This window comes from Cupriavidus sp. MPR-AND1C (genome assembly GCF_058809705.1).
Genome location: NZ_JBXASU010000041.1, coordinates 1 through 22,197, shown reverse-complemented (window position 1 = coordinate 22,197; position 22,197 = coordinate 1). Strand labels below are relative to the sequence as shown.

Annotated in this window: 21 protein-coding genes; 10 read left to right on the top strand and 11 right to left on the bottom strand. The window is 63.1% G+C overall.

Annotated features, from left to right (window positions below; all coding sequences use genetic code 11):
• Positions 1-376 precede the first annotated feature (376 nt).
• The gene (locus AC1RWI_RS21425; RefSeq protein ID WP_492868595.1) at positions 377-1,441 is read right to left on the bottom strand and encodes an SMP-30/gluconolactonase/LRE family protein; all 1,065 of its coding nucleotides are present in this window, start codon (positions 1,439-1,441) and stop codon (positions 377-379) included.
• A gap of 392 nt (positions 1,442-1,833) precedes the next feature.
• Positions 1,834-2,064 carry a hypothetical protein gene (locus AC1RWI_RS21420; RefSeq protein ID WP_492868593.1) on the bottom strand — a complete coding sequence of 77 codons (231 nt, stop codon included), beginning with the start codon at positions 2,062-2,064 and terminating at the stop codon, positions 1,834-1,836.
• 229 nt (positions 2,065-2,293) lie between these two features.
• Here AC1RWI_RS21420 and AC1RWI_RS21415 point away from each other — a divergent pair, with 229 nt between their 5' ends.
• Positions 2,294-2,428 carry a hypothetical protein gene (locus AC1RWI_RS21415; RefSeq protein WP_269083389.1) on the top strand — a complete coding sequence of 45 codons (135 nt, stop codon included), beginning with the start codon at positions 2,294-2,296 and terminating at the stop codon, positions 2,426-2,428.
• 91 nt (positions 2,429-2,519) lie between these two features.
• Here AC1RWI_RS21415 and AC1RWI_RS21410 read toward each other — a convergent pair whose 3' ends face one another.
• The 4 genes from AC1RWI_RS21410 to AC1RWI_RS21395 form a co-directional block, all read right to left on the bottom strand.
• Complete coding sequence (locus AC1RWI_RS21410; RefSeq protein ID WP_492868591.1) at positions 2,520-2,885, bottom strand: hypothetical protein; 366 nt, start codon at positions 2,883-2,885, stop codon at positions 2,520-2,522.
• Positions 2,886-3,201: 316 nt separating this feature from the next.
• Positions 3,202-3,606 (bottom strand): cupin domain-containing protein, encoded by a 405-nt coding sequence (locus tag AC1RWI_RS21405; protein ID WP_492868589.1) that lies wholly within the window; start codon positions 3,604-3,606, stop codon positions 3,202-3,204.
• 4 nt (positions 3,607-3,610) lie between these two features.
• Entirely contained in the window at positions 3,611-4,090 is a 480-nt protein-coding gene (locus AC1RWI_RS21400; RefSeq protein ID WP_492868587.1) for a carboxymuconolactone decarboxylase family protein, read from the bottom strand.
• Positions 4,091-4,283: 193 nt separating this feature from the next.
• A complete protein-coding gene (locus tag AC1RWI_RS21395) occupies positions 4,284-5,036 on the bottom strand; it encodes an SDR family oxidoreductase (RefSeq protein ID WP_492868585.1) in 753 nt (250 codons plus the stop codon).
• Positions 5,037-5,194: 158 nt separating this feature from the next.
• On the opposite strand from AC1RWI_RS21395, the gene pdxR reads away from it, so the two are divergent.
• Positions 5,195-6,727 carry a MocR-like pyridoxine biosynthesis transcription factor PdxR gene (gene pdxR, locus AC1RWI_RS21390; RefSeq protein WP_043346193.1) on the top strand — a complete coding sequence of 511 codons (1,533 nt, stop codon included), beginning with the start codon at positions 5,195-5,197 and terminating at the stop codon, positions 6,725-6,727.
• Positions 6,728-7,003: 276 nt separating this feature from the next.
• Here pdxR and AC1RWI_RS21385 read toward each other — a convergent pair whose 3' ends face one another.
• Genes AC1RWI_RS21385 through AC1RWI_RS21375 form a run of 3 tightly spaced genes read right to left on the bottom strand, consistent with a single transcriptional unit; the run spans position 7,004 to position 12,355 of the window.
• On the bottom strand, positions 7,004-8,404 hold the full coding sequence (locus tag AC1RWI_RS21385; RefSeq protein WP_492868583.1) for a hypothetical protein: 1,401 nt from the start codon (positions 8,402-8,404) through the stop codon (positions 7,004-7,006).
• A 50-nt stretch (positions 8,405-8,454) separates the two neighbouring features.
• On the bottom strand, positions 8,455-8,961 hold the full coding sequence (locus AC1RWI_RS21380) for a glycine-rich domain-containing protein (protein ID WP_236702011.1): 507 nt from the start codon (positions 8,959-8,961) through the stop codon (positions 8,455-8,457).
• A gap of 55 nt (positions 8,962-9,016) precedes the next feature.
• Positions 9,017-12,355 (bottom strand): bifunctional diguanylate cyclase/phosphodiesterase, encoded by a 3,339-nt coding sequence (locus tag AC1RWI_RS21375; RefSeq protein ID WP_492868580.1) that lies wholly within the window; start codon positions 12,353-12,355, stop codon positions 9,017-9,019.
• A 455-nt stretch (positions 12,356-12,810) separates the two neighbouring features.
• On the opposite strand from AC1RWI_RS21375, the gene AC1RWI_RS21370 reads away from it, so the two are divergent.
• Positions 12,811-13,224, top strand: a complete 414-nt coding sequence (locus AC1RWI_RS21370; RefSeq protein ID WP_043346200.1) for an NINE protein — start codon at positions 12,811-12,813, stop codon at positions 13,222-13,224.
• A 42-nt stretch (positions 13,225-13,266) separates the two neighbouring features.
• Here AC1RWI_RS21370 and AC1RWI_RS21365 read toward each other — a convergent pair whose 3' ends face one another.
• Positions 13,267-14,625 carry a sensor domain-containing diguanylate cyclase gene (locus AC1RWI_RS21365; protein WP_492868578.1) on the bottom strand — a complete coding sequence of 453 codons (1,359 nt, stop codon included), beginning with the start codon at positions 14,623-14,625 and terminating at the stop codon, positions 13,267-13,269.
• A 538-nt stretch (positions 14,626-15,163) separates the two neighbouring features.
• Between AC1RWI_RS21365 and AC1RWI_RS21360 the strand changes: the two genes are divergently transcribed.
• The 7 genes from AC1RWI_RS21360 to catC all read left to right on the top strand — a co-directional run bounded on the left by AC1RWI_RS21360 (position 15,164) and on the right by catC (position 20,929).
• Entirely contained in the window at positions 15,164-16,054 is an 891-nt protein-coding gene (locus tag AC1RWI_RS21360; protein ID WP_492868576.1) for an MBL fold metallo-hydrolase, read from the top strand.
• Positions 16,055-16,161: 107 nt separating this feature from the next.
• Positions 16,162-17,076, top strand: a complete 915-nt coding sequence (locus AC1RWI_RS21355) for a LysR family transcriptional regulator (RefSeq protein WP_043346207.1) — start codon at positions 16,162-16,164, stop codon at positions 17,074-17,076.
• A gap of 283 nt (positions 17,077-17,359) precedes the next feature.
• The gene (locus AC1RWI_RS21350) at positions 17,360-18,106 is read left to right on the top strand and encodes a 3-oxoacid CoA-transferase subunit A (RefSeq protein WP_492868574.1); all 747 of its coding nucleotides are present in this window, start codon (positions 17,360-17,362) and stop codon (positions 18,104-18,106) included.
• A 5-nt stretch (positions 18,107-18,111) separates the two neighbouring features.
• Positions 18,112-18,774 carry a 3-oxoacid CoA-transferase subunit B gene (locus AC1RWI_RS21345; RefSeq protein ID WP_043346208.1) on the top strand — a complete coding sequence of 221 codons (663 nt, stop codon included), beginning with the start codon at positions 18,112-18,114 and terminating at the stop codon, positions 18,772-18,774.
• 81 nt (positions 18,775-18,855) lie between these two features.
• Positions 18,856-20,163, top strand: a complete 1,308-nt coding sequence (locus AC1RWI_RS21340) for an MFS transporter (RefSeq protein ID WP_492868572.1) — start codon at positions 18,856-18,858, stop codon at positions 20,161-20,163.
• A 58-nt stretch (positions 20,164-20,221) separates the two neighbouring features.
• Positions 20,222-20,560: a 4-carboxymethyl-4-methylbutenolide mutase MmlI gene (gene mmlI / locus AC1RWI_RS21335; RefSeq protein ID WP_492868570.1), complete on the top strand. Its 339-nt coding sequence runs from the start codon at positions 20,222-20,224 to the stop codon at positions 20,558-20,560.
• Positions 20,561-20,653: 93 nt separating this feature from the next.
• A complete protein-coding gene (gene catC, locus AC1RWI_RS21330) occupies positions 20,654-20,929 on the top strand; it encodes a muconolactone Delta-isomerase (RefSeq protein WP_492868568.1) in 276 nt (91 codons plus the stop codon).
• Positions 20,930-21,255: 326 nt separating this feature from the next.
• On the opposite strand, the gene AC1RWI_RS21325 is transcribed toward catC, so the two are convergent.
• The gene (locus AC1RWI_RS21325; RefSeq protein WP_043346218.1) at positions 21,256-21,645 is read right to left on the bottom strand and encodes a nuclear transport factor 2 family protein; all 390 of its coding nucleotides are present in this window, start codon (positions 21,643-21,645) and stop codon (positions 21,256-21,258) included.
• Positions 21,646-22,197 lie beyond the last annotated feature (552 nt).

Below are 22,197 nucleotides of genomic sequence, written 5' to 3'. Positions count from 1 at the left end.
GCAAGAGCCGGCGGGAAGGCGAATGGTCCGAGGCGCGCACGCTGATATGCCGCTGTGTTCCCCGGAAATTGTTCGGGAATGACGAAACCGCCAGGCCTGAAGTTCTCGTTTGGATACGACCGGACGCGCCCCGGGTCGTGCTTGCGTGGCAGTTCATACACAACATACGCGGCCAGAATGGTGGCCGGATCGGGCACGGACCACGGCCGCACCGGCAACGCGGCCTGGCGTTTGAGTAGTTGGGTCGCGCGCGCGGTGTCGGCAACCTCATCCGCACGGGGCGGGGAAACGTCGCCCGCCGCTGGCGCCCCTAGCAGCATCGCGCCACCGCTCAATGCCGCGGCACACCATCGGGCAGCGTAGCGTCGCGAACACGTCATGCGTGCCCCGCGCCCGTCGTAATCAGCGTGATGGCATACAGAGAGCTCGATGCAGCGATGTACAGTCGGTTGCGCGCCGCGCTACCCGGCGCGCTGCCGAACGTGCAGTTACCGGTCTTCTCCGGCACGGCGATATGCCCGAGAGCGGTGCCGTCCGGCGCGTGCACGTGCACCCCATCCTCCGCGGTGATATAGACCCGGCCCTGACGGTCCACGCGCAAGCCATCCGGCAAGCCGGGTGAGATAACCGTGAACACACCGCCGCTCGCGAGGCGCTTGCCCGGCCTGCCGTTTGTCGCCACGTCCAGCACGCGCACATGGTGATTGCCGTCGGGATCGTGGGAGGCCGACGTATCCGAGATGTATAGCTTCGACTCGTCCGGGGAAAATGCCAGCCCGTTGGGTTGCACGAAATCGTCGGCAACGACCTCCAGCGCGCCGGTCACCGGGTCCATGCGATAGACGTAGCGCCCCGGCTGCTCCTGGTCCGCCTTGTAGCCCTCGCGGTCACTGAGAATGCCGTAGCTCGGGTCGGTAAACCAGATAGAACCGTCCGATCTGACCACCACGTCATTGGGCGAATTGAGCCGCTTGCCCTTGTAGCGGTCGGCGAGGATGACAACCTTGCCGTCAGCCTCGGTGCGCGAGATGCAGCGACGGCCGTGCTCGCACGACACCAGCCGGCCTTGCAGGTCCAGCGTATGGCCATTGGTGAATTGTGCAGGCTGGCGAAACACCTCCATGCCGGCAGCGGACCACCGCAGCATGCGGTTGTTGGGAATGTCACTCCACAGCACGCTCTGCAGCCGGGGCACCCACACTGGCCCCTCGCTCCAGATCGCACCGGTCGCCAGCCGCTCGAGCAGCTGGCCCGGTTGCAGGACGTCTTGGAAGCGTTCATCAAGCACAACCGGCTCCTGCAGGCGCGTGGCCGCCAGCGGGCCGGACTCCCGTGCAACGGCCTGCGCCGCCAATGCGGCACCGCCACAGAACGCCAGGAAACGCCGCCGAGAAAGCTTGCCGGATTGCGAACGGTGGGGACGAAAATGACGCAAAAACATGGGTTGGCCTTTTTCACTGGATGTTGAGCAAGGATGCCGAGCAGGCTTGGCGGCGAGCTTTTCGAACTCGTTCAGAACTTGCCGGACCCGGATCTCATCAGGCTGGGCAAGGAAAAAGGCGGCAGATTGTGGCGCCGTTCCCGGTCACTGCCGGTGCTTGCAAGGCATCGAAGCGACTGGCAAAGCGGTGTGGGACGCGCGCGCCCATGCAATGCGGGGCGCAGCCGGCATGCTTGTCTCCTGTCTGGATTCGACTTTGTTTTAGAGATTTTCTCCGTCGGTCCAATTACTGTCTATTCACCATTTTTAATGGAGTGATATCTGTAGGTTATCGCTCCCGATGAGGATTCGTAAGAGCCAGAAGATCACCCCGGGGCCGCTTCAGAAGATGGTCACGCCCATTTTTGCGACACTGAATCCTGAAGGCGACGGTGCATGTCGAGCAGATTGATGATGAGCACGCGCACCTTGCCGATCGGCGAGATCTGCCGGGTCAGTCGGCCAGTCTGCCGCAGGTAAAGCTTGCACTGCACTGCACTGCACTGCACAAAACCAGTGTCAGCCAGCTGTTCCAGATCGGCCTGTATATCTTGACGTGGCGCCGGGTGACACTGTTTCCCCATGCCGGCCTGTGGGGCAGTGGTCGCGCTGCCGATTGGCAGATCGCGGCGCGCGGGTCTCGGCCGCTGCCGATGAGCGAGTCGAAAATGCCGCAGACGATCAGGCTGGCGACCACGCGCGCGCCGCAGCGCGCCCAGCGGGAGGGGGGCATTGGCTTTGCTTTTTTACATGCGGCACCGAGGTCTATTCTAAAAGCGACTTCAGTGCACATCCTGCCTCCCGGAGGCCGCCATGAAACCACTAATTCGCCACTTTCACTCCAACCCGCGGCATCACGGGACGCGGTATTACCTGGGGCTGGCGGCCTGCCTGCTGATACCTGGACTAGCCTACGTCTTGTGGACCCTGATGGCGGCGAGGTTCTGAACGGATTTCAATTCAGTTCCGTAGAAAAGCACGTGTGCGGAAAGTTACCAAGCAGGCTCCCTGGGTGGGAAAGCCGATAACCCTGAATGGTCTATAGCAGGACAAAGCCGTGCTCTGCCGTTGGCTCGGGGACATCGCTCTTTTCGCCAAGCATGTCCATGAGTTCAAGTTCGATCTTCCGGCAGATCTGGGCCACGGGCACGTCATCGGGGCTTCCTTCGAATGGGTTCTCCGTGCTTTCGACCACCTGCTCCAGCGCGAGGTACACCCACGAGATCATCGCGCTGAATGGAATGACCGGCCTGATCATGTTGCCATGCATGACGCCTGAAGCGCTGGCAATGCGCTTTTCGAATTCCGTAAGAATGCCAACAGGCGGCAGCGGACAAAAGGCGCGGACAAAGCGCATATTGATGACCTCATATTGCCTGGGATATTCACCGTAGCGCTGGAACACGTCGGTGCGATAGGTCGTGCAATAGGTCGTGCAATAGAACGTGCGACAACTTATTTCTTCAACGAATTTCAGACTCAGGACATTCTGTCTAGTTGCTGGTGGCATTCTGCGCGGGCAGGGCGGAGAAAGCGCCGCCGGTGACCGGCGCGGGCAGCGTGTTGCGGGCATTGGCCAGGTATGCCCCCGGTCGCGTCAGGACCGGAGGATCGTCTCTCTCTCAGGAAACCGGGGACGCGGCAAGAACGCCGCGATGCAGTCATTCTTCTGCGCACAGGAAAGCAAGCCGGCGCTACCGGTGCCTGCGTGAACGACCTGGCTATTTCACCGGGGTCAGGATTGGCGCGCCCTTGTTTTTTATCAGGAACACGACAAACCTGGCCGGTCGCGTCGCGCTGGCGTTGCGCCCAACGGTATGGATGTCGTCGGGGCCTTCGTGGAACGTATCTCCGGCCTTGAGTGTCACCTCCCTGCCGCCCTTGACGCCCATGATAATGCTTCCCTCGAGTACATAGACGAAGGCGTGCGCGTCATGGCGATGCACGGGGTCTGCCGAGCCAGGCGGATAGTCCACCACAATCATCTGGACTTCCTTGCCCGGGTACTCGGGCAACGGTTCCGAGGTCAGCGGCGTGACGCTCGCTTGCGGCGCGGCCACGGCCGGATGCATAACCAGCAAGGAAGACAACACCAGGGGTGCCGCAAATGAAGCGATCGTTTTCATGGCGTCACTCCAGATTGGCCTTGTCGAGCCCGAACGCTTTGTCAGACGAGCCGGGCACCATACGGAACGCCACGTTCAGCCGGTTCCAGCTGTTGATCGCACCCACTAGGAATGTGAGATCCGACAGTTCCGTCTCGGAAAACAGCGTACGTACGCGGTCATAGATATCGTCGGACACGCCCTGGGCAGGAATGTTGGTCAGCACCTCGGTCCACGCCAGCGCGGCGCGTTCGCGCGGTGAGAACAGGGTCGACTCGCGCCAGATCGCCACATGATGCAGGCGCAGTTCGCGCTCGCCATGGATCTTCGCCATCTTGACGTGCATGTCGACGCAGAACGCACAGCCATTGAGCTGCGACGTGCGTAGCTCGACAAGCTCGCGGATGTGCGTCTCGATCGTCGTTTTCTGAAACAGCGCGCTGAGCTCCATGAGCTTCTTGGATAATTCCGGGGATTGCTGAAAGTAGTTAACGCGTTGCGTCATGATGCTCTCCTGGGGAGATGGTCAAGGTTGTGTTTGGCGGCACATCGAGGCGGATCTCGCTGAAGCTCGCCGGCATGGTTTTAAGCGGTTGGCCCGAACAGGTCTCGTCAGGCAAGTTGTGCCCGGCAACGGCGTGACGCTCGGATCCAAGCGTTGCGCGGCAGGATGGACTTCGCAGGTTGGCAACCTGTGATCAACCGCCTTTAGTCTGCGCGAGCCACTGGTCAAGATTGACCCGGCCGATCCGCGCGTCGCCAAGCGGCACGAGCGACAACTCCTCGACCTGGCCGCCGTAGTAGCGCGCATTGCGATCGGTCACGACCGGGCGTGCGTCGCCGACCGATTTCAGATAGCGCGTGATGATTTCCGCGAAGGGCTCGCGGTCCGGGCCGGCGATTTCAATCGTATCGTTCAGCGGCGCCGCGAGCACGACCTGCGCGAGGATCGCCGCGATGTCGTCCGCGGCGATCGGCTGGAACAGGCCGTCGCCCACCCGCACCGTGCCGCCTTCCGTGCTGAAATCAGCGATGCCGCCGATGAACTCCATGAACTGCGTCGCGCGCACGATCGTGTATGGCACACCTGCCGCTTCGATCACTTCCTCCTGCGCGACCTTGGCAGCGAAGTATGCGTTCTGCGGCATGCGGTCGGCGCCGACGATCGACAGCGCAACGTGATGACGCACGCCTGCTGCCACTTCGGTCTTACCAAGATTGCGCGCCGAAGTGCGGAAAAAATCGAGTACCGCCTGCGGCTCCCATGAGGGTGCGTTCGTCACATCCACCACGACGTCCGCGTCCACGAGCGCGTTGCTCAGGCCGTCGCCTGTCATGGTGTTGACGCCGTTGCGCGGCGATGCGGCGAGCGCCGCATGGCCTGCCTCGTTGAGCAGCGTGACGAGACGCGAGCCGATCAGGCCGGAACCTCCGACTACGATGATCTTCATGGCAAATTCTCCAGATGAGGGTCAATGACCGCGCTGGGCGCGGTGAACGGGGCATTGCTTGAGGCCAGTATGGGACAATCATGACCCACTGATAAGGGCCAAGAATTGTCGATATGACTAGTCCAAGTTCTTTCCGCCCCCTTGCCCGCGAGACCGTCATGACCGTACCGCCCCCAGCATTGGCCATCGAAGTCGATCGGCAGCAGGCGTTGCCGATCTATCTGCAGATCTGCGAGCGTTTCAGAACGGCGATCGCGGCGGGGCATCTGCGCCCCGGCGATCGCGTGCCCGCGTTGCGTGGCCTCGCCACACAGCTGAACACGGCGCGCGGGACAGTCGAACTGGCCTACACGATCCTCGTCGACGAGGGCTACCTGCAGATGCGCGGTGCGGCAGGCACGTTCGTATCACCGTCGCTGCCGCCATCGGTACTGCGTTCCTCACAAAGGCAAGGCCTCGAGGAGGCGCATGGCAGAACGGACTCGAAAGAAGCGAGCGCGCCGAAGACGCCAGACGCATCACCCGGTGGGGAACCCTGGGCGCCGCGCCAACTGGCGATCACCGTCGCCATGAGCGGCGAGCCGCGGCCGTTGCAACCAGGCCTGCCAGCGCTCGACGCGTTTCCGCGCAAGGTATGGAACCGGCTCGTATCGCATCGCGCACGCAGTGGCGAACGCGCGGTGCTTGCCTACCCGGATCCGGCGGGCTACAGGCCGCTGCGCGAACACATCGCCACCTATCTCGGTCTCTCGCGCGGCGTAACTTGCCTGCCGGAACAGGTGTTCGTGACCGGTGGCTACCGCGCTACGCTCGAACTCGTGCTGCGCAGTCTCGCGAGCCCGAGTGATCACATGTGGTTCGAGGATCCCGGCTATCTGCTCGCGCGCAGCTTTCTGTCCGAGTCCGGCGTGCAGCTCGTGCCGGTGCCTGTGGATAGCGAAGGGATTGACGTCGAGCGCGGCACACAACTGGATCCGCAGGCGCGCTTCGCGCTGGTGACACCGTCGCATCAGAGCCCGCTCGGGCAAACGCTGTCGCTCGCAAGACGCATGGCGCTGCTGGAGTGGGCAGAAAAAGCGTCTCGCTGGATCATCGAAGACGACTACGACAGCGAGTTTCGTTACGTTGGGCGGCCCTTGCCGGCTTTGAAGAGCCTGGACCGGCATGACCGCGTGATCTACTGCGGCACGTTCAGCAAGGTGATGTTTCCCGGTCTGCGGCTCGCGTACGCGGTGGTGCCGCAGCGCGCTGTCGAGCGCGTGGGGCGGGTGGCGTGCAGCATGAACGCCGGCTCGCCAACGCTATTGCAGGCTGCCGTGGCAGACTTCATGGAGCAGGGACATTTCGCGCGGCATGTGAAGCGGATGCGTGCGTTGTACGGACAGCGGCGCCTGTTGATCGCGCCTGCGCTAGAGCAGGCGTTCGGTGAGCGGCTGATTGTCAATTTGCCACCCGGTGGGATCCAGTTCGCGGTGCAATTCGCCGAAGGCCCCGATGGCCCGGTCGACGATGTCGCCGTTGCCGCGCGTGCCCGCGAGGCTGGGCTTGCGGTGTTGCCACTTTCGATCTGGTACGCGAATGGCCGCATGCGGTGCACGCCGCGCGGCCTCGTGATGGGCTTCGCGAACGTCGCCGACGCGGGCGAAGCGGGCCGTCTCGCGCGAACGTTGCGCACCTGCCTGAACGGCTGACGCGCGGGGCAGGCGCCAAAATCCCGAACTCACGAAGCGCTGCGCGCCTAAGCTGCGGCGTGGATGGCCAACGCCTCTACTGATCGGTCAAGCGGGGGAGGGGCGTCATCGGCGCAACCACCGACACCCGGCGCTTGGCCGTATATCGTTTCACCTTCCAGTCGCGCCCCCTCCAATTCGCTGCATCAAAGGAGACGGAGCCGACAAGTATCCCCACATGGAGGGCTCCGGAGGCGGCGCCGTCAGGTGACGTTAACGGATTCATGCTGCACGGGCCTACCTGTTGAGCGGTGTGCTCTCTTCCAGTTTGGCGTAACCGTGCGCCTCGATGACAGCGGGATCCACAACAATGTAGCCCAGTGATCTCAGTAGCGTCACTGCCTCAATTTCCGCTTCGGTGTGGGGCGGGTGCCTCGAAGGCGGGATGAAGGAAGTCGCTGGTCCTGCCGGCGCATCGTGCGGGAGGGCCAGGCTCTGGACAACTTCGCTGCTGGCGACAATCTCGCAGCGCTGCATATTGGGCCTCCAGGTAACTTCCACCGCGGTGCAGAATTTACTGGTGAAGATTTTTAGTTGCGTGCTTGCCTTCAGCCAGGCTACGAAGGATTCGCGCGATGCGGGCTGATAGCCTTGCAGCACAATTTCGAGGTTCTTGTGAGGCAAGCTTTCCGAATTGGGGGAGAGGTCGTCCAGCAGGCAGAGCTGCAGCGCCACGCGCTCGCGGTCAGCCTCCTGGTAAGTCAGGCATTCGGCGTCAACCATGCCTTCGCGCAGCAACTCGCACAGCAATGTCCAGGATCTGGGGTTCTTCTCGATGCAGCCTTCCAGGCCAGGGTCCAAGCTCGCTAGAATGGCAGGCATCGATGCGTGCCTGCCAGACGTGACTTCCATTGCGAATGAGACCGCATTGCGTGACGGGCTCCCCCGGCGCTGCAGCTTGTGCAGGAACTCGTCCTTGTACTCCTGGATCTCGGCGAGGGTCTCGGCAGCTTGGCTCCAGGCGTAGCTCTCGAGATTCTCGGCAAGCTTTCGCGCGGCCCTGGCCATGTCATAGGCGAGAACGCCAACATAGCTCTTGCACGCAGCACATTGGCATTGGAGGCGCCCGTAATGCAGAAATCCGGCATACAGCCGTTCCTGGTGCCCGCAGTGATCACACTCGAGGGCAAAGCCACCCTGGCGCGACGGGCGCTGGTTGGCAAGGAGTCCATCAACCTGGTATCGCGCTGGGTGAGCGCAACACGGACAGTCCCACATGATCCTGTGGGAACCGTCGCGCGCTGCCACCCTGCCAAATTGACGCTCCAGCGCACTTCGCGGAATACCCTGCGCTCGTCCAAGCACGTCGGCTGAGTAGCGCCAGTAGAAGTAGGAGTGAGCGGCAGCCGCCACCTCAGGTCCGTACTCGCGCAGCTCGTGTAGCACGCGTGGTGTGTGCCGAATCCGTTCGGCAAGACTATCGACCATGAAAGACCGACCCGGAACAAGCGCCTCCAGGGCCTGGCGGCTCTGCTCGACAAAGGCAGGCACATGATCGCGACGGATAGCGTTTTCCTCCTTGAGCCAGCGCGAATGTCCTGGCAGCGTATTGAGCGCATCGATGGCTTCTTTTAGTTCTGCTATCGGTGGGCAGGCCAGGAAGGTAAACGGCTTGCTGAACAGCAATGCATCGATCATCGCATCGTCTCCGGCAGAAGGGCACGCCCTCCAGGGCGTGGCCTGGTCCATCACTGGGGCGAAACCACTCCCTGGGCTATCGCACAGTACGCCGCCTTGGCGCCGGTCGGCGCAGGACTCTGCATGGATCTCTCCTCGCCTGAGATCGCACAGTAGGCGGCCGTCGTCGGTTTCAAGCCAAATTCGCGCTTGCCGAGCTGAGCGCTTGCCTCGGCCAGCCCGCGCAGGCGGACTTCATCCTGTGGTCCATCAATGCCGACATAGGGGTCATGATGCAGTACATGGCCAAAGATGCGCTCACAGTCGCTTGCATAGCGCCTGGTATCGACAATATGGGCGTGCCAGAATGCGTCCACCTGTTCACCGGGTACGACCGGTGCGTCGGGGTACTTTGCCGCGAGTTTGAGAAACCTGCGGTAACCCGCCTCGGCATCGGCCAGGCTTTCGAGGCTCCAATGGGCAGACTGTCCATGTAGGAGCTTGGCTTTGATCCTCGAGAAATCGAGCGCATCGATTGCTTGCCATGACCGTTCAATCGATTGTTGCTGCACTGTCATGATGTGATCCCTCCTATCGTTGAGTTGACGCTGGGGCGCGCGCCGGATTCCAGAATCAGGCGCGCATCGGCTGCGGTCCCTGCTCAGGCAGCGGGCCGTGCACAATATGGCTGGCGAGGAATGCGGTGACATCCTCGGCCGGAATGGGGCGGCTAAAATAGTAGCCCTGGACTTCGTCACAGCCCTCGCGGCGAAGAAAATCCAGTTGCGCCTCGTTCTCGACGCCTTCGGCCACGACCTCCAGAGCCATCTGGTGCCCCAGCCCGATGATCGCGCCCGTGATCTGCGCATCGCTCATGCTGTCGGGCAGATAGCGTATGAATGAGCGGTCGATCTTCACCGTATCGATCGGGAAACGGCTCAGGTAGGCGAGCGAGGAGTAGCCGGTACCGAAATCGTCAATGGCCAGCCGCACCCCGGTTCGCTTCAGGCGCGACAGCCAGCGCGCCGCTTGCTCGGCATCGCGCATTACCATGCTTTCGGTCAGTTCAAGTTCGAGCAGATGCCCTGGCAAGCCGGCTTGCTTCAGGGCAGCGAGAACGATTTGCCTCAAGTCCTTGTCGGCAAATTGCCGCGCGGACAGGTTAACGGAGACGCGTATCGGGGCAATGCCGTCGGCAAGCCATTGCGCATTCTGCCGGCAAGCCTCACGCAGTACCCACGCGCCAATCTGCACGATGGCGCCACATTCCTCCGCAATCGGTATGAAATCAGCTGGCATCACCAGGCCGAGTTTCGGATGGTGCCATCGGATCAGTGCTTCCACGCCGGTACAGGCATTGGTGTCCAGCGAGATTCGAGGCTGGTAGTGCAGCACGAACTCATCGTGCTCGAGCGCGCTGCGCAGATACGATTCTATGTCGATGCGATTCTGCAGGGAAACGCTCATTTCGCGCACATAGTATTGGAAGCCGTTCTTGCCGAGCTGCTTGGCGGCATACATGGCGAGATCAGCATGCTTGAGCAGAGTCTGCGCGTCATTGCCATCTTCGGGGAAGGAGCTGACGCCGATGCTCGCTGTCATTTGCAGCTCCTTGCCATTGACCACAAAGCCGGATGCGAGCGCGGCCTGGATACGCTTGATGATGCGATGCAAAAGGGAGAAGTCGTCGATCGGCTCGACCAGTACGACAAACTCGTCGCCACCAAGCCGGGCAATCAGTTCGGCTTCTCCAAGCGTGGCGCTAAAGCGATCTGCCACGGCGCGCAGCAAGTCGTCGCCTGCATTGTGGCCCATTGTGTCGTTGACCCTCTTGAACTGGTCCAGGTCAACAAAAAGGATGTCGAGACGATGTTGACGGGAGCGCGAACGCGCGAGGCTGCTCTCGAGGTGACTTTTGAACATCAGCCGATTTGGCAGGCCGGTGAGCGCATCGTGATTGGCAAAAAAGCGCAAGGTCTCCTCGGCCTGGCGACGTAGGAGGAAGTGGCCAGTGTGACTTGCTATCGCGCTAGCCATGGCAAGCGCATGCGGATCGCGTGGACGCTTGGTGCGCGAATACAACTCCACCAGTCCAAGCGTGGTCGTACCCTTGCGTAGGGGGAAAACGAATACAGTTCGCATGCCCCCGTCGGCCAGCCATTGATGCTGAGGCAAACCCGCGATGGCGCTGCGGCTCGCATACCAATGTGGCTGCGTCAGTGCGTCTGCCTGATCTGCCTGCGGCTCGGCCGGCCGCCGTGCCAGCCAAGCTTCCAGTTCGTGCTCTCTGGCCTGGCGAACCGGCGCAAGTGTCAAGCCACGTCCAGCATCCGAGGGCCAGAACGCACCCGCCTCCCATTCCATTCCTGCAACCAGCGTCCGGACGATTTTTTCCAGGACTTCGGCCTCGCTGGACACGCTGGCGAGATGCAAGGCAACCAGATGTTCCTGCGCGCGAGCCTGCTCGATGAGCTTTCGTTGCGTAATGTCCTGCGCGGTGCCGCGCAGGACGGCCGTACCCGGTGGGCCATGCGCGTGGCCGATCAGGTGAATCCAACCCGTGCGTCCACGCGACGAGCGGTAGGGGCATTCGAGCTCGAAAGGGATGCGTTCCCGCAAGGCGGTTTGCATCTTCTGCCGCAACGCGCCGCGAAAGCGCGGGTCGGCTGCGCCTACCAGCGTGGCTGGCGTGAGATCCAGCACACGCACACCGAGCAGCCGGGCCATCTCCCGGGAGAAATAGGCCGCGTTGTGCTCAAGGTCGAGGCGCCAATCCCCAACGTGCGCGATCCGTTGCGCCTGGGCCAGCCCCTCTTGACTCTCGCGCAGGCTTTGTGTCATGCCATCTGCCACCGCCAGGGCCCGTGAACGGGAACTGGATAGCGCGTAGGCCAGCCCGGCCAGTAGCGCGGTAATGATCAACCCGGCCCCAAGCATCACGCTCTTCAGGTAGCGTTGCGAGCCCGCCATGGCCTGGGCGTCGGCGGAGAAAACAATGAGCCAGCGCCGCCCTCCAAACGGCTGTGCCACTTCCTTGCGCAGGAAGGAACGATCGTCCGATGTGCTGGCCAGGCTAGCAGCCTTGGCTCTGGCGGTGGCGGTGGCCATCGAGCCGTCGGCGCTGTTATACAGCAAAGTCGCTGGGGACGGCGGCACCGGCTCGTCATCGAGTTTCCCGGCGTCGTACAGTTCGAAACGGGTCCCATACACGCGCTCGTTGCCGGCGATCTCCCCAAGCAGGCCGCTGATTCGTATGCCTGCACCAACGGAGCCAACGTAGGCATGGCGGCGCTGCTCCACTGAGTCGAGCAGTTGCCCCTTTCTGTAGACCGGAAGGCGCAAGGCAATGCCGACGTGTGGGCCTTTGGCTCCGCTGAAGATCAGGCGCCCGCTGCTCACTGCCTGCCCACTGTCGCGGGCGCTTTCGAGGGCGGCCAAGCGTCCCGGCTCGGCGCCCATGTCGATGCCGATCGACGGCAAGTTGTTATGGAACGGCTCGACATAAGTCAACACGAAATAGGCTGGCCGCTCTCCTGCCGGGTGGATGGAGAACACCACTCCGGCGTCGCGCAGGGACGGGTCAGTGCGCTGACTGGAGACAAAGCTGGCCAGCTCGGAGGCCGGCACATAGGGCGCGTAGTTCAGCGTCTGGAACCCGGGGTAGCGTTGCTCCAGGTTGAGACCATTGACGAAGTCGCGGAATTCCTCGCGCGAGGTGTCATCACTAGCGCCGAAGAGCGCTTGCATGGTTACCAGGACGTCGGTGTAGAGCCGGATACGCGTATCGATCTGCCGGGCGATATCGTCCGTATCGCTCTTGAAGCGCAGGCGCGCGTCCTTCTCCAGCAAGTCTGTGTAGAGCGAATGCACAACGATCGTGCTGAGCAGGCCAAGCAGCAGCGCGCCGAGTGTAACGGCGGCCGTACTGACGCGCCCAAACGGACGCAGCAATTGCGTCAGTGGTTTGCGCACACGATATCCCCCGGAGCGTGACGTGTTGACTGCGAACCTAAGCGATCAAGCGGCGATGATGTCAACCGGCTGCTGGGCCGCCGCCGAGGCGCGCGGATTTGCGCAGCGTTGTTTGACCTGTCTCTACAACGTTATCCCAAATTGGAGCCGGGGCAAGGCCGAATGCGGTTGTGGAACCCCCACTTAAGTGGGGTATCCGGCCAGGATGCCATCGAGGCCTGATCGCTTAACCGGGTCTGCAAGGCCTGTCCGGCCAGGCCGTGCCGCCGCAGTCCGCGGAGCAGTACTACGAGCGCGTGTCGCACACCTGACGGCTGCCTTCAGCCTTGGACAGACCTATCGGCAGCTTTTGCGCTTGCTGCTGCGGTACCAACGGGACGGCGGCGCCGGCTTGCCCAAGCTTCGGTGCCACAGGTTATGGCATCATCGCGCCAAACCACTGCAAGAGACGGACGATGCAGCCATCGAGCACCCCCCCGAGTGATACGCACAGCAAAGTCATTGGCTATCTGTTGTGGATATTTGGCTTTACTGGTTCCCATCGTTTTTACTACGGCAAGCCGGTGAGCGGAACGATCTGGTTCTTCACGTTGGGCCTGCTCGGGATCGGCTGGCTCGTGGACCTGTTCCTGATCCCCGGCATGGACCGGGAAGCGGACAGCCGGTTTGCGTCCGGCAGGTACGACTACAACGTGGCGTGGATCCTGCTGACTTTCCTCGGCATCTTCGGTGTGCATCGGATGGTTATCGGCAAATGGATCAGTGGCCTGATCTACCTGTTGACCGGTGGCCTATTCCTGATCGGCGTGCTGTACGATTTCTGGACGCTGAATGAGCAGGTGTCCGAGAGAAACAGGATATATCCCTGACGGGGTGATGCGCGGCCAACAGGATAGAGCGCAAAGAGCCCTTCATTCAGTTTTCGCGAGATATGCGCGATTTCGCCCAGCGCCTTTCGCTCGGTACAGCGCCGCATCGGCCGCCTCGACAAGCTCGTCGGGGAAGCGTTCTCGCGCAAGGGCAGCGTAGCCGGCGCTGACTGTGACATAGCCGACGGAAGTCGGAGATTCGAGTTTCAACCGGGTCACCGCCTGGAGCGCTTGCGCCGCGACTTCGGAAGCGCCACGACGGTCCGTATCCGGAAGCACAATCACAAACTCCTCTCCGCCGTAGCGGCAGACAAGGTCCGCCGGCCGGCGAACGACCCCGGCGAGAGCAGTCGCCACAGCACCAAGGCAAGCATCTCCTTTCAGGTGGCCCAAGGTATCGTTGTAGAGCTTGAAATGATCGACATCGATCATGATCAGCGATAGTGGCAAATTCTTGCGTTTCGCACGGTCGAATTCTTTGTTGAATTGCTCGTTGAAATAGCTCCGGTTATAGATCCCCGTCAACGCGTCATGGACAGACGTTTGCAGCAAAGTGGCATGGGCGGCAAATAGACGTTGATACAGTATGGTGACCTCCCACACCAGAACGCATACCAGAACACCAGGTGCAAACATGCTGAATACCCTGGCGAGATACCAGCCCACGCTGAACCTCGAGGCACTCAGCAGGTTCAAGCTGGTATCGATGAGGCAAGCCAGCAAGGCAATCGATAGCCAGATGTCGAGTACGGCCCGCAAGCGGCCGCTCAGCAACACGACAGCAATCGCAACGACATTGAGCGACCATATCGCCAGCGCGGTTGCATTCTTGTCGTAAGCTCCGGCGTTTTCCGCTACGTTCAGGGCGGATGGCAGGTCGCCGTATATGGCGAGGCCACACAGCGCCACGCCAATTGCGACGGGCCCGCCGACTAGCCCCCATGCCCATAGGCGGACATTCTTGGGGCGGATCAGATCTTCCACGGATAGGCTACGCGCCGCCACCGCGAGAATCACAAAAAACGGAAAGCCACCGTGCCAGAAGACCCACATCCACCCGGCGCTATTCGGACCGGCGCCAAAGAGGCCGCCAGGGGTGAGAACACCGGGGAACGTCAGCAGCTGCACAGCCACGGCCAATGCGGTAAACGCGTAGGCCCCACCCAGTGCTCCCAGGATCGGCTGCCGGGTCACCGTAAATTGCGCGCCGAGCAAAAAGCTGGCGATACAGGCCGTGGTGAATACCGTCAGCGCGCACATCGGCATGAAAGGGGGAACCGCGGGCAGCGCCTGGGTGGCTCGAGGGACTGCGATCGCGAAGACGCACAGGATGAGTAGCGCCGTGATACCGGCAAGCATTGCCTGTCTGCGCGTGGCTTGCCGTACCAGGAAGCTTTCCATGGTGTTCACCAGTCCTTGGCTCTGCCCTACAGCCAGTGTGGTCCCTGCATCCTGACGTTACATACCGTTGGGGCAGAATCAACCGTACCAGGCCTGTCATGCCGGGTCATTGGAATCGCAGGGGGGATTCTGCGCCACTCTGCTGTCTCCCGACAAGAGGGATCCAGCATCAATGTGTCGAATGAGGCACAACTGAACAGCGGCCACCATTCGCGGGGGATATCCTGTGCCGTGACGGAATGCTGCGCTGCGCGCTCTCCCTGGCATTGCCGGCGCGACGTCTGGCTGTGAAAGCCTGCGTGCCGTTGAGACTATCCCAGATTCCCTGTTCGCGCGGAGGAAGGGCGGCTGCCAAGCGAGGCGCAGGGGCAGGGCGGACGTCGCCGGCTGCGAGGGTAAAGCCGTCTGAAACCCCACTTTCGCAAAGCGAAATTGGCGCCGGCGGCGGAATCGCTGATGCTTGGAGCCTGCCAAGCGGAGCTGCGTATCCGGCGCGCCGGTCCCGGCCCGCATAGAACCAAGAAGGAGATACCGCACCATGATGCAAACGCGCGCCGTCGGCGACCTGAAGGTCACCCGCATCCTCGAATACGCCGGTCCCACGCACGATCCAGCCTTCCTGTTCCCCGACATCGACCGCTCGGTGCTGGATGCGAATGCCGGCCTGATGGCGCCGCACCACTGGATCCCCCACATGAACAAGCTGATCGTGACGATCCAGTTCTGGGTGGTGCATGCGGGGAGCCATATCATTGTCGTCGATACCGGCGTGGGCAACTTCAAGCCGCGCGCGGGCATCGCACGCATGAACATGCTCAACACCCTGGTGCGCGAATGGATGATCGCGGCCGGGGCGCCGCCGGAGAAGGTCACCGACGTGGTCATGACGCACCTGCATGCCGACCACGTCGGCTGGAACACCACTTGGCAAGACGGCCGCTGGGTGCCCACCTTCCCCAACGCGCGCTACTACCTCCCCAAGGAAGACTTCGTCTTCTGCGAGCAGGGCCGCAACAGGGAGCCGGGCGTGGTGGACGTGTTCGGTGAATCGTTCTTCGACAGCGTGATGCCGGTGGTCGACGCGGGTCTGGCCGAGATGATCGAGCCGGGGCGCGAGATCGCCGATTGCCTGCAGGTAGAGGCCGCCGCCGGCCATAGCCCGGGGCAGGTCGCGTTCCGGGTCCGTTCGCGCGGCGAGGAGGCAATCTTCTGCGGCGACATCCTGCACAGCCCACTGCAGATCGTGCGCCCGGACGTGAATTCCGGCTACTGTATCCGCCCCGACCTTGCCCGCAGCACGCGCCTTGCCTTCCTCAACCAGGCCGCCGACAGTGGCGCGCTGGTGCTGCCAGTGCATTTCGGCGAGCCATACTGCGGCTACGTGCGGCGGCAAGACCAGGGCTTTCGCTTCGAGCCGGCGGGCTGGTAGTGCACCGCGGCCTGGCTGCGCGGCCGCGTGCGCTCCATGGCGCCATGGTGTCTGCCTCGACGGGGTTATCATCCCCGCTACACGAATGAGCCGCGAGACCATGCTGTATGGCTGTCCCCTTCGATATCACCGACTTCCGCCTCTTCGTCAACGTGGCGGAAACGCGCAGCCTGACCCGCGGCGCCGAGCGTTCGTTTCTTTCGGTGCCGGCGGTCAGCAACCGCATCAAGAACCTCGAGGACACGCTCGGCGTACGGCTGCTGGAGCGCTCGCCGCAGGGCGTGGCGCTGACGGCGGCCGGCGAAGTCTACCTGCACCACGCGCGCGTGGTGCTGGCCGAGCTGGAGCGGCTCACCGGCAACCTGCAGCCCTTCACCGCAGGCCTGAGCGGGCAGGTCAAGCTGGTGGCCAACACCACCGCCATCACCGAATACCTGCCGCCGGTCATCGGGGAGTACCTCGCCACCCATCCGGATGTGCGCATCGACGTGCGCGAGCGCCTGAGCGATGACGTGGTGCGCGTGGTCCGCGAGGGCGGAGCCGATCTCGGCATCATCTCCGGCAACGTGCCCACCGCAGGCCTGCAGGCGGTACCCTTCGTCAAGAGCGCGCTGATCCTGGTCGCGCCGCTCGGCCATCCGCTGCTAGCGGAGCCGGCCGTGTGGTTCGAGCAGTCGCTCGAGCATGCCTTCGTCGCCTTGCTTGAGGGCAGCGCCTACCAGATGTTCATGACGCGCGCCGCGGGCGCGCTGCACAAGCCCATGACGATCCGCGTGCACGTGGCCAGCTACGATGCCACCTGCCGCATGGTGGCCGCCGGCGCCGGCATTGCCATCATGCCCAAGGCCGCCTTCGCGCGCCTCAAGGGCGAGCAACGCATCGGCTGCAGCGACCTGCTCGACGACTGGGCCGTGCGCACCTTCCAGGTCTGCGCGCGGGACCTGGAAGGCTTGTCCAGCTTTGCGCGCGAGTTCGCGAACCGCCTGATCGGCCACTACGCGCCCGCCGGCGACGCGGGCTAGACGCGCGGGGCAGCGGGGCACCTGTCGCGCTCGCTGCCCGCCCAGGGCGCCTTCTCTTCGCCTTCCTTTCACCGTTCGCCTTCGCCCTCGGCACAGCGCGCGAGGCGCTTCCCGGCTCGTCGCGCATGGTATGAGCGCGGCATGTCGAAGCGTTCCCGCCAGACCTTCACGGCAGCCCTGGCCTGGTCTTTAACGCAGCGCTAAGGGTGCTTGCAAATCGCAAAATTGTTTGGCTGGCAGGTGCATGGCAATCTTGCCGTACCCGATAACAACGACGCGAGACATGATCGACAAGCTCTACGCAACAGCGCGCGAGGCGGTGGCCGACGTGGCCGACGGCGCCACCATCGCCGTCGGCGGATTCGGCGGCGCCGGCATGCCTGACGAACTGATCGATGCCCTGATCGAGCAGGGCGCCAAGGATCTCACCGTGGTGAGCAACAACGCCGGCAATGGCGACGCCGGCCTCGCCGCGCTGCTCAAGGCTCGCCGCGTGCGCAGGCTGATGTGCTCCTTCCCGCGCCAGCGCGATGCCTACGTCTTCGAGGCACTGTACCGGGCCGGCGAGATCGAGCTGGAAGTGATTCCCCAGGGCACGCTGGCCGAGCGCCTGCGTGCGGCCGGCTGCGGCATCGGCGGCTTCTATACGCCGACCGGCCACGGCACGCTGCTGGCGGCAGGCAAGGAAGCGCGCCGCATCGGCGCGCGCGACTATGTGCTCGAGTACCCCATCCACGTCGACGTGGCCCTGATCAACGCCGCGGCAGCCGACCGCTGGGGCAACCTCGTCTACAACAAGACCGCGCGCAACTTCGCACCCGTGATGGCGATGGCCGCCGCCACCACCATCGCCGCGGTGACGCGCGTGTGCGAACTCGGCGAGCTGGACCCCGAGGCCATCGTCACGCCCGGCATCTTCGTCAAGCGCGTGGTGCTGCGCGGCGGTGGCTGCGCACAGCCAATGCGCGGGCCGCAAGGCGCCCCGGCAAATCAGCAGGCAGGCGCGAAGGCAAGCGCACAGGCAAGGTGAGGAAAATGGACCAAGTGGCAAGAAACCTGCTGGCCGCGCGCGTGGCGCGCGACATCCCCAACGGCGCTTATGTCAACCTCGGCATCGGGCTGCCCACGCTGGTAGCCAACCATCTGCCGCGTCACCGCGAAGTCATCTTGCACAGCGAGAACGGCGTGTTGGGGCAGTGGTCAGCCGCCGAACCTGGCCAGGAAGACTGGGAGCTGATCAACGCCGGCAAGGAAGCGATCCGGCTGGAGCGCGGCGCGGCCTTTTTCCATCATGCCGACGCCTTCGGCATGATGCGCGGTGGCCATCTCGACATCTGCGTGCTTGGCGCCTTCCAGGTCTCGGAGCGCGGCGACCTCGCCAACTGGCACACCGGCGCGCCCGACGCCATCCCCGCGGTGGGCGGCGCCATGGACCTGGCCATCGGCGCCAAGCAGGTGTTCGTGATGATGGACCACCTGACCAAGGACGGGACGAGCAAGCTGCGCCGCCAGTGCAGCTACCCGCTTACCGGAATGGCATGCGTGAGCCGCGTGTACACCGAACTTGGCACCTTCGCTATCGGCCCGCAAGGGGTGTCGGTCATCGAGATCGTCGGCGACATGTCGTCGCAAGCGCTGCAGTCGGTCACCGACGTGGCGCTCGACTTCACGAACATGGTCATGGCCGAGTACGCCTGAGCGCCGGGTGGCGCGCGTGATAGCAGGACCAAGACCAGACAGAAGAGTCAGTAGAACAGTCAGAACAAACAGGAGACGACAATGACAGGTTGGTACAAGGCTGGGAATGCCCAGCAGAAGAAGACGTTCTGGGCCTGCTATTCCGGCTGGGCGCTGGATTCCTTCGACATGCAGATGTTCAGCTTCCTGCTGCCCGCGCTGACCGCGGCGTGGGGCCTGGGCAAGGCCGAAGTGGGTGTCCTTGGCACCGTGGCGCTGGTCGTCACCGCCATCGGCGGCTGGGGCGCCGGCATCCTCAGCGACCGCTACGGCCGCGCGCGCATCCTGGTGTTCGCCATCGTCTGGTTCACATTCTTCGGCGTGCTTGCCGGCTTCGCGCAGTCGTACAACCAGCTGCTGGTCGCGCGCACGCTGCAAGGTCTGGGCTTCGGCGGCGAATGGGCCGTCGGCGCCGCGCTGATGGCCGAGGTGATCGACCCCAAGCACCGCGGCAAGGCCATGGGCTTCGTGCAATCCGGCTTCGCCCTGGGCTGGGCGCTGGCGGTGGTGGTGGCCACCGCGCTGCTGGCCTGGCTGCCGCATGACCTGGCCTGGCGAGTGGCCTTCTGGAGTGGGGTAATCCCGGCCTCGATCGTGCTTTTCATCCGCCGCCACATCAAGGACTCGCCCATGTTCGAGCGCGCCAGGCAGAGCCGCATGGCGCGTGCTTCGCTGGCCTCGGTGTTCAGCCGCCAGTACGCGCGCTCACTGATCCTCTCCAGCATACTGGTGATCGGCCTGCAGGCCGGCTGCTATGCCATCCTGATCTGGTTGCCCTCGCTGCTCGCCCAGCGCCAGGTGGCCGCGTCCTCGATGATCGTCACCGTATTCATCATGTCTTTCGGCTCGTTCTGCGGCTTCGCCGTGGCCGCGGACCTGGCCGACCGCATCGGCCGGCGCCCCACGCTGATCGGCCTGGCCGTGTGCGCGTGGATCGTCACCGCCAGCTACATGCTGCTGCCGCTGAACCCGGTGCTGGCGGCCGTGCTCGGCTTCCTGGTAGGCTTTTCCGCGATCGGCATGTTTGCTGCGCTGGGGCCTTTCCTGAGCGAGATGTTCCCCACCCACGTGCGCACTACCTGCATGGGTTTCGCCTACAACGTCGGCAAGTCGGTGGGCGCCGGCTCCGTCGTCGGCGTCGGCGTGTTGTCCACCCACATCGGCCTCGCCAACGCCATGGGCGCCTTCTGCCTGGTGGCCTATGCCATCGCCGTGTTCGGCATCCTGCTGCTGCCCGAGACGCGAGGCATTGCCATCGAGCACATCGGCGCGGCGGACGGTGGCCACGCCGATGCTCACGATGCCCATGCCGCGGCACCGCGGGCCGAGCCCGTACGGGCGCATGGTTGATGCGCGGCGCCGGCAAGCGCACGCCACATAGAACTGATCCATACCGAGAGGAGACGCGATGATCCGCATGCTGTACCTGCTGGTGAAGCCTGAAGGCATGTCCGATGCCACCTTCCGCGCCGAATGCCGGCGCCACTACGACATGTCGCACGCCATCCCGGGTCTGCACAAGTACGAGGTCCGCCTCATCGCCGAGCAGCCCACCGACACCCATGTGCCCTTCTTTGACATCGGCCACGTCGACGCCGTCGGCGAATGCTGGTTCGAGAACGAAGCGGCCTACGCCGCCTATCTGGCCAGCGACATCCGCAAGGCCTGGTTCGAGCACGGCAAGACCTTCATCGGCCGGCTCAAGCCCTTTCGTACCGAAACGGTCGGCGGCGACGGCGCGGGCTGAGCCGGGCCGGCCCCCACGATCCCCACCCGGCGGGTCCCGGCCGGCGCACCGCGCGGTCGTGCCCGTCCCGCAACCATCCTTCAAGGAGACACCATGCTTTACCACGTGCAGATGGACGTGAACATTCCCGACTCCCTGCCGGCCGAGCAGGTCGACGCCATCAAGGCAGCCGAGAAGGCGCGCGCCATCGAGATCCAGAAGTCCGGGAAGTGGTCCCACCTATGGCGCGTCGTCGGCCGCTACGCCAATGTCAGCCTCTTCGACGTGGAGAGCAACGATGAACTGCACGCGCTGCTGTCGTCGCTGCCGCTGTTTCCCTATATGACCATCCAGGTCACGCCGCTGGCACAGCATCCGTCGGCGATCTGACGGCGGCGGGGCGCGGGGCAAGCATGCGGCCATGCCGTCGCCCCGCCTCGGGAAGGGGGGGGCGACGCATTCGGCACATGTGAATTTCCGAGGTATGTTGCCGTTCCGCACCGAGCAGCATCGGCCAAGAATGGCGCTGGGGTTCAGTGCTGCTGGCAAAGGGCGGATGCGCCAGATTTTGCATCCGAAGGACGCGGTCCGGCGAACTCGATTTTCCTTCAACTCATTGATTTTAAATTAATTTCTCCGCGTCATCGCCAGATTTTGGCGCATCAGGAGGCGGGCCAGCGCCCACCGGGCGCCGTGCCCTGCGCGGTTCTGCCTGGCTATTTTTTCGGCGGCGCTGCGCTGAACGTCTTGTTGGCGATCTTCCAGACGCCGTCGATTTCCAGGAGCGTCATGTAGTCCGTGAAGGTCACTTCCGGATACTCCAGCACGACCTTGGCAGTGCCGGCGTTGCCGGTGACGTCGAAATGCGTGATGTAGCGCTTGCGTTGTGCTTCATCTGCCGCAGGCTGGCCCTGGAAGCGCGCGGAAAACTCATCGAGGGTCAAGGCGTGCAGCTTTCCCTCGCGAAACGAGATGATCCTGGCATCCGGGTGGAACGCCTTGCGCATGTATTCGGCATCGCCGGTGATGTGGGCTTGCAGGTAGTTCTCGATCGGCTCAAGAGCGGCTACATGTTGTGATGTCATGCCGGGGGTGCTGAATGTCATGTTGTCTCCAGATCTATGAATCCGCCTGGCCTTGGCCAGAATGGCGGGCGTCAAACCATGTAATTGCATTCTATTATTGCATACAATATGTTCAGCTCGGGGGTCCGCGCCGTTCGGCTCTGGCCGGAATCCGCCCGGCAGGCTGGTGGTATCCCCATCGTCATTGCACAAGTGCTCTGCGGTGATCTTCATCCCGCGGCGACAAAGCTTGGGGCAAAAAATCTTGGAAAAAACTTGCCAGCGTTGCGCGAACGACTTAGTATTCGCTCCCCTCGCGGCATGAGGCTCAGCTTCAGGGGCAGGGCGGAAGAGTTCGCGGGGGCTGCTAGTGGGGAAGGTGAGTAATCCGCATAGCGAAACTTTCCCGAGCAAGAAAAGATTAAAAAAGTATTGATGAAACGCAGATAATTCTTTATAGTCTCGTTTCTCCGCTGCAGCAAACGCAGTGACGCGGTAAGCAAAGCGAACCGCGGCCAGTTCTTTAACAAACAAACAACCGATAAGTGTGGGCGCTTGATAGCGGATGCGGAAGACTTCGGTCTTTTAGCTTAC